At 43.8% G+C, this 9,703-nt stretch carries 10 protein-coding genes and 1 pseudogene; 9 read left to right on the forward strand and 2 right to left on the reverse strand.

Annotated features, from left to right (window positions below; all coding sequences use genetic code 11):
* Window positions 1–368: pseudogene (locus Q0386_RS03835) on the forward strand (argininosuccinate lyase); the annotation flags it as partial.
* A 66-nt stretch (window positions 369–434) separates the two neighbouring features.
* A complete protein-coding gene (locus Q0386_RS03840) occupies window positions 435–1,520 on the forward strand; it encodes a methyl-accepting chemotaxis protein (RefSeq protein WP_299027322.1) in 1,086 nt (361 codons plus the stop codon).
* A 358-nt stretch (window positions 1,521–1,878) separates the two neighbouring features.
* Here the strand turns inward: Q0386_RS03840 and Q0386_RS03845 are convergent, their stop codons facing one another.
* Window positions 1,879–2,085, reverse strand: coding sequence for a transcriptional regulator (locus tag Q0386_RS03845; RefSeq protein WP_297948043.1), 207 nt, complete (start codon window positions 2,083–2,085; stop codon window positions 1,879–1,881).
* 160 nt (window positions 2,086–2,245) lie between these two features.
* Between Q0386_RS03845 and Q0386_RS03850 the strand changes: the two genes are divergently transcribed.
* Entirely contained in the window at window positions 2,246–2,974 is a 729-nt protein-coding gene (locus tag Q0386_RS03850) for a DUF3944 domain-containing protein (protein ID WP_299027325.1), read from the forward strand.
* Window positions 2,971–3,180, forward strand: a complete 210-nt coding sequence (locus Q0386_RS03855; protein WP_299027328.1) for a hypothetical protein — start codon at window positions 2,971–2,973, stop codon at window positions 3,178–3,180. Before Q0386_RS03850 ends, Q0386_RS03855 begins: the two co-directional genes overlap by 4 nt.
* Before the next feature lie 90 nt (window positions 3,181–3,270).
* Here Q0386_RS03855 and Q0386_RS03860 read toward each other — a convergent pair whose 3' ends face one another.
* Entirely contained in the window at window positions 3,271–3,624 is a 354-nt protein-coding gene (locus tag Q0386_RS03860; protein WP_009493554.1) for a histidine triad nucleotide-binding protein, read from the reverse strand.
* Window positions 3,625–3,747: 123 nt separating this feature from the next.
* Between Q0386_RS03860 and pheS the strand changes: the two genes are divergently transcribed.
* From pheS to Q0386_RS03885, 5 genes are all read left to right on the forward strand, one after another.
* Entirely contained in the window at window positions 3,748–4,740 is a 993-nt protein-coding gene (pheS, locus tag Q0386_RS03865) for a phenylalanine--tRNA ligase subunit alpha (protein WP_299027331.1), read from the forward strand.
* Complete coding sequence (gene pheT, locus Q0386_RS03870) at window positions 4,737–7,070, forward strand: phenylalanine--tRNA ligase subunit beta (protein WP_299027334.1); 2,334 nt, start codon at window positions 4,737–4,739, stop codon at window positions 7,068–7,070. Before pheS ends, pheT begins: the two co-directional genes overlap by 4 nt.
* Window positions 7,067–8,341, forward strand: coding sequence for a 3-phosphoshikimate 1-carboxyvinyltransferase (gene aroA / locus Q0386_RS03875; protein WP_299027339.1), 1,275 nt, complete (start codon window positions 7,067–7,069; stop codon window positions 8,339–8,341). Before pheT ends, aroA begins: the two co-directional genes overlap by 4 nt.
* Window positions 8,331–9,161: a 4-hydroxy-3-methylbut-2-enyl diphosphate reductase gene (locus tag Q0386_RS03880; RefSeq protein WP_299027342.1), complete on the forward strand. Its 831-nt coding sequence runs from the start codon at window positions 8,331–8,333 to the stop codon at window positions 9,159–9,161. Before aroA ends, Q0386_RS03880 begins: the two co-directional genes overlap by 11 nt.
* Window positions 9,162–9,296: 135 nt before the next feature.
* On the forward strand, window positions 9,297–9,703 hold a 407-nt coding region (locus tag Q0386_RS03885), incomplete at its 3' end, for a S1 RNA-binding domain-containing protein (RefSeq protein ID WP_299027345.1).

Consider the following 9,703-nt stretch of genomic DNA (forward strand, 5'->3'; position numbering starts at 1 on the left):
TTGAAATTTTAAAACAGATGCTAAAAACGGCTAAATTTAACGAGCAAAATATGCTAGCAATGACGAAGCGCGGGCACCTCACAGCGACCGATCTGGCTGATTATCTCGTGCGGGAGAAAAACGTGCCGTTTAGACAAGCTCACTTCATCACGGGCAAGGCCGTGGCGTATGCGGAAAATTTGGGGCTAGATTTGAGCGAGCTAAATGCGCAGCAGCTTGCTAGCGTGGATGAAAGCTTGGACGCAGGCGCGGTTAAATTTCTTGATCTAAACGCTTCTAAGGAGGCGCGCAGGTCGCAAGGAGGCACGGCGAACGAGAGCGTTGCAGCGCAGATTGAAATTTTAAACGGGTGGCTGAAAGATAAATAAATTTTAAAATTTATCGCTTAAAGATGAAATTTTTAATATAATTATAGAAAAATTAAGGAGGGAAAGATGTTTGGAGGCGGATATAAAAAAGAGCTAGAAAGCAAAAATGCTGCTTTAGAGCAAGAAAACGAAAGCCTAAAAGCGCAGGTTGAAAGACTTCAAAGCGAGCTAGAGGCCGTAAAATCAAGCGCAGCTAACGAGCAGGACGCGCCTAAGCTGCAGGCCGACGCGGTCAAACTGCTACTGGATAGTTATGCCGACGGTATAAATTTCTTGCAGGGTACGATGGAAGAAAATTTAGAAATACTCAAAAATATAAACGAGCTAAATAATCTAACTTTTACTAAGACGGGCGAACTGCGCGAGCAGACGAGCTTTATCGTTAGCTCTATGCAAAACGTTCAGCAAATGAGCGGCGACCTGCAAAACGACGCCTCGTCGCTAAATAACAGCGTGATGTCGATCGTGGAGATTATAAATTTGATTAAGGATATCTCGGATCAGACGAATTTACTAGCCCTAAACGCAGCTATCGAAGCCGCGCGCGCGGGCGAACATGGACGCGGATTTGCCGTCGTGGCCGATGAGGTGCGAAAGCTCGCCGAACGCACGCAAAAGGCTACTCTCGAAGTCGAAGTAAATATCAATGGACTAAAACAAAGCTCAAATACCATGATAGGAATGAGTGAGAATTTTTCTCAAATTTCAGGCGACGTGATGCGCGTTTTGAGCGATTTTCAGGGCACGATCGCAAGCGTGAACGAAAACACGCAAAATATCTTAAATCAAACATTAAATTTAACTAACGAAGTTAACGTCAGTAACGGCAAAATCGACCATATAAATATGAAACTAAACGGCTACAGAGCTGTGCTTCACGGCGAATTTGAAAGCATACCTGAGGCCGGGCGTTGCAGATTTGGTAAGTGGTTTAATGAAAAAGTCAAAAATATCGTAAAAGACGCAAAAACGGTACAGGATATCTCACGCGATCACGAAAACGTACATAGCGGACTAGAGAAAGCGATCAAAATTTTCGCAGATAGTAGCAAGGATAACGCCGCCGGAGTGGAAATTCTAAAAGACGTAGAAAACTCGAGTAAAGTCGGCTTTGAAACGCTTTTGGACGCGGTTAGAGCGGCTAGGAAATAATAAAATTCGGTCGCTCGCTTTTGCGGCAAGCGGTTAAATTTATCAAAATCGGCAGATTATGCGAAATTTGTATATTTTCAATATGTCTGCCGAGTATTATTGGTTTTTGTCGGGTATTTTAGCGCCTACTTTTTAAGGCGGATCGATGCAAATTCGAATGGATTTAAAAGTAGGTTTGCCGAGTCAGATTTAAATTTCCGCTCAAATTTAAGGTGCGTTTTGCAGGGTGGTTAAATTGATTTATCTTTTTAACGATATCAAATTTTACGGGATTTGGCGTAATTTGGCGCCGCATTTTTTACTAAATTTTAATGCCGAGCCCTTGCCGAATTTATCGCGCCAAATACGGCTTCAATCCTCACTTCAATCTAAAATTTTGATTTTCTTCCGCGATTTTTTGAAGCTCGTTAAGGTTGTTTTCGGCTTGTTTTAAGAGCTCGTCAAATTTAAACCCCAGCATAACGATACGGTAGAGTTCGGGCTTGTTTTTCTTCCAGTTATAAAGCGTTTTCGTATCTATATTTAAAATTCCCGCAATATCTCTTTTTGATAGATTATTTCCCATTTTTAGCCTTTTTGTCGGGAATTTTCAATAAAATAGGCTGATTTATCAACTAAGGAATAATTACTTTATATTTAGATTTTATAAGTATTTATTCCTTAAATTTAATATCTCTTAAGGCTCGTTTCGGTAGCATTCTTCAAATTTTAAATGAGGGGTAAAAATGGCGTACAAATTTGATGAGGATTTGGAGTTCTTGCGTGAGCTAAAAAGTAGCGATTTAAATGAGCTTGTTGATATTCTTAAAGGTAAAGATGGGGATGGAAGAATGACTGAAGAGTTGAGTGCTAAAGATGATTTTAAAAAATTTTATCCAGACCATCAAAGGTATATAGAGTTGATTTGTGAGGAGTTGCAACTTTTTGGCGGCAATACGATTGCAAATATGTTTAGAGGGCATGGTCTTTTATATAAAGAAATTTTATGCGACGTTTGCGATAAGTTAAAGGTTAATTATAATAAATCGCAAAATACGCAGACTATAGAACAAGGGCTCTTTATGAAAATTTTATCGGACAGTCTAGATAAAATGAGCGAGGAAGACCTAAAAAATATCTCAAACGAGCTTGGATTAAAAACTACCAAGTTTACATCACAAGCTGTTATGGGTGCGCTGCAAATAGCCATTAAGCAAAGCGGATTTGTGGCATATAGGATAGCTCTTATCGTGGCAAACGCCATCGCAAAAGCGGTTTTAGGCAGGGGGTTAAGTTTGGCAGCGAACGCAGGTATTGCTAGGACTATCGGAATATTTGCAGGACCTATCGGCTGGATTATCACGGGGCTTTGGACTGTAGCGGATATAGCCGGTCCTGCATACAGAGTAACGATACCTGCGGTTATCCAAGTGGCTTTTTTGAGGCAGGTTTATTTGAATAAGGGTGAAGAGTGATAGGATTTGGGCAACTTTTGATTATAGGCAAAACTATAAAAATCGTTTGGGATTGGCTTGAAAAGCAAGAAAGACTTGAAAGGCGTAGAAAACGCAATGCCGCAATAATCAGATGCCTAATTTACTCCGCTATTATCGGCGTTTTGTATTATTACGGCTTTACGGATAGCTTTTTTGAATGGATTTATAATTGGTGGAATGGTTAAATTTAAACTAAAACAGATGAACCGACCTAAATTAAAGGTCGGCTCGCTAAGCAAAATTTACGCTCAAATTTCGAGTGTAAATTTTAAAATTTAAAACGTGCTTTGCGGATCGGTTGCGGTATCTACCCAGCCAAGCTTTGCTCCGGCTAGCAGGTGAAAGTGCAGGTGCATGACCTCTTGGCCGCCGTTTTCGCCGCAGTTTGTGACTAGGCGGTATCCGCTCTTATCTACGCCCATTAGCACCGCGACCTCTTGGATAAATTTCGTCATCTCGCCCATCAGCGCCCCGTCCATCTCCTGGAAATTTTCAAAGTGTTTTTTTGGGATGATTAAAATATGAATCGGAGCCTTTGGGTTTATGTCGTTAAAGGCTAAAAATTTGTCGTTTTCTAGTACTTTGTTGCAAGGTATTTCGCCTGCTACGATTTTTTCGAATATCGTCATGATTTTCTCCTGGTTAAAATTTGGCTTAATTATAACAAGTAAAAGTTAAAATTTCCCGCCTTTTAGGCAGATTTTATCAAATTTTGACTACAATCTATCCTAAAATTCAGTAAAGGTAAAAACTTGCAAGAGTATAGAGAAAGTATCGCAAAATGCGGGAATTTGGCGGATTTAGACAAGATTCGCGTCGCGCTACTGGGTAAAAAGGGCGCGATCACGTCGGAGTTTGCTAAGCTTAAGGATATGGACGAAGCGGCCAAGAAGGAATTTGCGGCAAATTTAAATAAGCTAAGAGACGAATTTGAAGCGCTTTTAGCGGCTAAAAAAACCGAGCTTGAAAGCGGCGAGATAAAAGCCAAGATGAAGGCTGAGGCCATCGACATCACGCTATTTAACGAGCCAAGCGGCGAGGGCGCATTGCACCCAGTGATGGCTACGATGGATAAGATCATCGAGTACTTTATGATGCAAAATTTCTCGCTCGAGACGGGACCGCTCATAGAGGATGATTTTCATAACTTCGAGGCGCTAAATTTGCCTAAATATCACCCTGCGCGCGATATGCAAGATACGTTTTATTTTAAGGATTTTAGGCTACTTCGCACGCACACTAGCCCAGTGCAGGTGCGCACGATGATGAGCAAAAAGCCGCCGATTCGCATGATAGCGCCGGGAACTGTGTTTCGCCGCGATATGGATCTAACGCACACGCCGATGTTTCATCAGGTAGAAGGCCTCGTGGTCGAGGAGGGCGGCGCGGTGAGCTTTGCAAATTTAAAATCAATGCTTGAAAATTTCTTAAAATACATATTCGGCGACGTTAAAGTGCGCTTTCGCCCTAGCTTTTTCCCGTTTACGGAGCCTAGCGCGGAGGTCGATATCAGCTGTATTTTCTGTCACGGCGAGGGATGCCGCGTGTGCAAGCAAACGGGCTGGCTCGAGGTACTGGGATGCGGCGTGGTCGATCCCAATGTCTTTAAGGCTGTGGGCTACAAAAACGTGAGCGGATACGCATTTGGACTTGGAGTCGAGAGATTTGCGATGCTGCTTCATCAAATTCCTGATTTGCGCTCGCTTTTCGAGGGAGATTTAAGATTATTGGAGCAGTTTAAATGATAATTTCAAGAAATTGGCTAAGCGAATGGCTAGATATCTCGAGCGTAACGAGCGAAACACTACTAAAGACGCTAAATTCGATCGGACTTGAGGTTGATAGCTTTAAAGAGATCAGAGTACCTAAAAACATCGTCGTAGGCTACGTAAAAAGCAAGATAAAACACGAAAATGCCGAGAAACTAAGCGTTTGTCAAGTGGATGTGGGCGGAGAGACGCTACAAATCGTCTGCGGCGCGAAAAACGTCGAGGCCGGGCAGTTCGTGCCTGTGGCGCTATCAGGCGCCGTTATGCCAAGCGGACTAGAGATAAAGAGAGCAAAACTACGCGGCGTCGAGTCAAACGGTATGATTTGCTCATCCGTCGAGCTAGGCCTCGTAAAAACAAACGACGGCATAATGCCGCTAGACGAGAGCATCGGCGAGCTAAAACTGGGCAAAGAAATTTGCGAATATCCGCTACTAAACGACGACATCATCGAGATCGAGCTGACGCCAAATCGCGGCGACTGCCTAAGCGTTTATGGGGTAGCGAGGGATCTGTCGGCTGCGCTTGATCTGCCGCTAAAAGATGCCGCCAGATACGAAGAGGGCGAAAATTTGCTCGGGATCGGGCGCATTTTGGCTATCCATGCCGAGGAAAATTTACAAAGCAGTTTTCAGTACCGCGCTTTTGAGATAAAAGAATATTTTGACGAAAATTTGCTGATGAAGATCCGTTTGGCGCTGATCGAGTGCGATAAACAAAACCGCATAGAACGCCTGCTAGACTACGCTACGCACTCAACCGGCGTGCTTTTTAGCGCGTATGATTACGCCAAGCTCAAAAAAGACGATGAGCGCGCGGTTTTTGACCTACAAAAAGGCGCAAATTTAGCGACTGAAATTTTAGCCGGCAACGAGCTTTTGGGCGTGGGCGGCGTATATCAGACGGATGCGGCGAGGCTTGACGAAAACAGCAAACTAATCATAGTGGAGGCTAGCTACACCGATCCGCAAGTGATCGCAACCACGGTCTATGAGGACAAGCAAATGCCGCGCCAAGCGCAGACTTACCGCTCGCTAAGAGGTAGCGAGCCAAACGTAGGTTTTGGAGCCGATTTTTTATTTAAACAGCTAGCCGCGCTAAAATCGGTCGCGCTTTATGCGGGCTCTCAGCAAAGCGTAATGACGCGAGAGCCGAAAGTCGTGAGCTTTACGATGAGCGAAATGCAAAAAATGATCGGTCAAGAAGTCTCTCAAAACGACGTCGTAAGGATACTTAAAAAGCTTGGATTTAGCCTAACTTTTAACGCCGAAAAAGAGGGCGCGAACGCGAAGGTTCCGCTATTTCGCCACGATATCGTAAATTCTCAAGACGTGTGCGAGGAGATCGTGCGAATGGTCGGTATCGACAACATTGCTTCAAAGCCGTTAAATTTTAGCGAAGCAAACCGCGTAAACGATACCTTTGTAGGCTACAAAAACGCGCTAAATTTGCGTAAAAAAGCGGCTGCGGCCGGATTTTTCGAGAGCGTGCATTATGTATTTGACGACGCGAGCGAGCTAGCGGCGCTCGGTTTTTCGCCTTGCAAGGCCGAGATAGCCAATCCGATAAATAGCGAGCTTAACACGTTAAGGCCGACGCTTGCAAATCACTTGCTAAAGTCAGCCGAGCGAAACGTAAAAAATCAGCGAAAATCGGTCAAAATTTTTGAATTCGGTAGCGTATTTAGCGAGGACGGAGAACAAAGCGAGAGATTTGGCTTCGTAGCTAGCGGACTTGCAAAAGAGCCTAGCCTACTAAACGGCGCAAAGCCTGCCGATATCGACTTTTTAGGCTTTGCTACCGCGGTTAGAAACGCGATCGGCGAATTTGAGCTAAAAGCGTGCGACGACGTAAAATATCTAAGCGAATTTGAACAAGCTAAAATCTATCAAAATGGCGTTTGCGTGGGTTATATCGGCCGCGTGGACGTGCGAGTAGAGACGGCGCGCGACCTGCCGCGAACATATCTTTGCGAGATAGAGTTTGAGAAGCTTAAATTTGACAGTGCAGTCGTCAAAGCCTACTCAAAATTCCCTGCTATCAGCAGAGACCTAAGCCTAATCGTGCCTAAAACCATGAAATTTGAAGCGATAAAAGAGTGCATAAATGCGCTAAAAATCGAGTGCCTAAAAGAATTTGCGCCGGTTGATGTATACTCGGACGAAAAGCTAGGGGACGACGTAAGCCTGAGCGTCAAATTTAACTTCCAAGATATACAAAAAACGCTCGAGGACGAGGAAGTAGCGGCGATAATGGATAAAATTTTGGACGCTTTAAAGCAAAATTTAAATATCGGACTAAGATGAAAGTTTACGCATTAAGAACGCCGATAAGCGCGAGCCTGGAAAATATCGCGGCGGATAAATCTATCTCGCATAGATGTGCGATATTTTCGCTTTTAAGCGATAAGCCAAGCCGCGTGAAAAACTATCTAAAGGCCGAAGATACCATAAATACGCTAGAAATCGTAAAAAATTTAGGCGCGCGTATCGAGGAAAAAGAGGGCGAGCTAATCATAACTCCGAGTGAAAATTTAAAAGAACCTAGCGTAGTTTTAGAGTGCGGAAACTCGGGCACGGCGATGAGGCTTTTTATGGGCTTTTTGGCCGCTAGCGAGGGTTTTTTCGTGCTAAGCGGTGACGAGTTTTTAAATCGTCGTCCGATGGCACGCGTGGCTAAACCGTTAATCAGCGTCGGAGCTAAGATAGACGGCGCAAATGGCGGGGATCATGCGCCTTTGGCTATCCGCGGCAAGAAGCTGGAGTATTTTAAATTTGATAGTAAAATCGCCTCCGCGCAGGTAAAATCGGCGCTGATTTTAGCGGGGCTAAAGTCCAACGGCTGCGAGCTTAGCGAGCCTGAGCTCAGCCGAGATCATACCGAGCGCATGCTTTCAGGCATGGGCGCGAGTCTGCAAATTTTACCGCACGGCGTCAAGGTTGAGCCGATGAGTGCGCCGCTAAAACCGCTTGAAATTTGTGTTCCAAATGATCCTAGTTCGGCATTTTTCTTTGCCGTAGCAGCAGCAATAATCCCAAATTCTCACATCGTGCTAAAAAATATGCTGCTAAATAAAACGCGCGTGGAGGCCTTTAAAATTTTAGCCAAAATGGGCACGCAAGTAACGTTTAAAGAGACTTCCGGTACATACGAAAGCATCGGCGAGATCGAGATAAAACACGCGCCACTAAAGGCCGTGGATGTGAGCGAAAATATCTCGTGGCTGATCGACGAAGTACCGGCGCTTGCGATCGCATTTGCAAATGCGCAGGGCACAAGTAGCGTAAGAAACGCAAAAGAGCTTCGCGTCAAAGAGAGCGACCGTATCGCGATCATGGTGCAAGGGCTACGAAAATGCGGGCTTGAGGTAGAAGAATTTGAAGACGGCTTTAGCGTAAAAGGCGGCGAGGCAAACTGCGCTATTATAGATAGCAACGGTGATCACCGTATCGCGATGAGCTTTGCGGTGCTTGGGCTAAAATGCGGAATGGTTATAGAAAAGAGCGAATTTATCGCGACTTCGTTTCCAAATTTTAGCGGGATTTTAAGACAACTTGGAGCTAGTGTTGAAGATTGAGCTTGCTAGCAGTTACGGATTTTGTTTTGGCGTCAAGCGCGCTATAAAAATTGCCGAGAACGCTAAGGACGCCGTAACTATCGGACCCATCATCCATAACAACGACGAGATAAACCGCCTAAATAAAAATTTTAATGTTAAAACGCTTGAAGGCATAAACGAAATTGACGGCGAAAAAAAAGCGATCATCCGCACGCACGGTATCACAAAAGGCGATCTAGCAGAGCTAAAAAAAAGCGATATAAAGGTGATTGATGCTACATGCCCATTTGTGACCAAACCGCAGCAAATTTGCGAAAAAATGAGCAAAGAGGGCTACGATATCGTGATTTTCGGCGATGAAAAACATCCTGAGATAAAGGGCGTGAAATCATATGCCGTCGGCAAGGTTTTCGTAGTACTAGAAGAGAGCGAGCTAGAGAACGTAAAACTAGCGCAAAAAGTAGCCGTCATTAGTCAAACGACGCGTAAAGTAGAAAAATTTATGCAAATCGTAAACTATTTGATGTTGCGTGTAAAAGAGGTACGCGTTTTTAACACGATTTGCAACGCTACTTTTGAAAACCAAGAAGCTGTTAAAAACTTAGCCGTTAGAGCCGACGTGATGGTTGTAGTCGGCGGCAAAAACAGCTCAAATACAAAGCAGCTTTATCTCATCTCAAAAACCGCCTGCGAGGATAGCTATCTCGTGGAAAATGAACTAGAACTAGATCGCGCGTGGTTTGAGGGGAAAAATCTCTGCGGAGTGAGCGCCGGGGCCTCTACGCCCGATTGGATTATACAAAAAGTGATCGATAAGCTGGAGAGCTTTCAAATTTAATAAATACTCATTACCTTTTTAAACAAAATTTCAAATTTGTCCCTGAAATTTCGCAAGTTAATCTACAAATAAGTTAATATTAAGTAAAATTGAGTCTAATTGTGTTAAAAGCAAAATATATACAAAAGGAACAAGATGGCTGCGGTGAACAAAAAAGTTCAGCTTAGTAAGGCAAACGACGGTATCGAAGACGACGATTTTGCCGCGATGTTAGAGGAGTCTTTTAAAAAGACTGAAGAAGATAGTGACGCAAAGATCGTCAGTATCAATGGCGATGAGGTTTTAATCGACGTTGGCAAGAAATCAGAAGGCATTTTAAATGTTTCTGAGATCACTGATGTAAATGGCAGCCTGACGCATAAAGTTGGCGATACGATCAAAGTTGTAATAACTGGATCAAGAAATGGAAGACCTATAGTGTCGCACAAAAAAGCACTTAGAAAAGAGAAAGTTAAAGCTTTCATCGAAGCTTACGATCCTGAAAATTCTGGCGAAATCGACGTAAAAGTAGTTGGAAAAAATAAAGGTGGTTTTATCACTCA

Source organism: uncultured Campylobacter sp. (assembly GCF_938045625.1).
Classification (GTDB): domain Bacteria; phylum Campylobacterota; class Campylobacteria; order Campylobacterales; family Campylobacteraceae; genus Campylobacter_A.

Bases quoted from the DNA above. Each gene is read 5' to 3' on its own strand.
- Q0386_RS03840 (WP_299027322.1), top strand. From the start codon at position 435: ATGTTTGGAGGCGGATATAAAAAAGAGCTAGAAAGCAAAAATGCTGCT.
- Q0386_RS03845 (WP_297948043.1), bottom strand. From the start codon at position 2,085: ATGGGAAATAATCTATCAAAAAGAGATATTGCGGGAATTTTAAATATA.
- Q0386_RS03850 (WP_299027325.1), top strand. From the start codon at position 2,246: ATGGCGTACAAATTTGATGAGGATTTGGAGTTCTTGCGTGAGCTAAAA.
- Q0386_RS03860 (WP_009493554.1), bottom strand. From the start codon at position 3,624: ATGACGATATTCGAAAAAATCGTAGCAGGCGAAATACCTTGCAACAAA.
- pheT (WP_299027334.1), top strand. From the start codon at position 4,737: ATGATAATTTCAAGAAATTGGCTAAGCGAATGGCTAGATATCTCGAGC.
- aroA (WP_299027339.1), top strand. From the start codon at position 7,067: ATGAAAGTTTACGCATTAAGAACGCCGATAAGCGCGAGCCTGGAAAAT.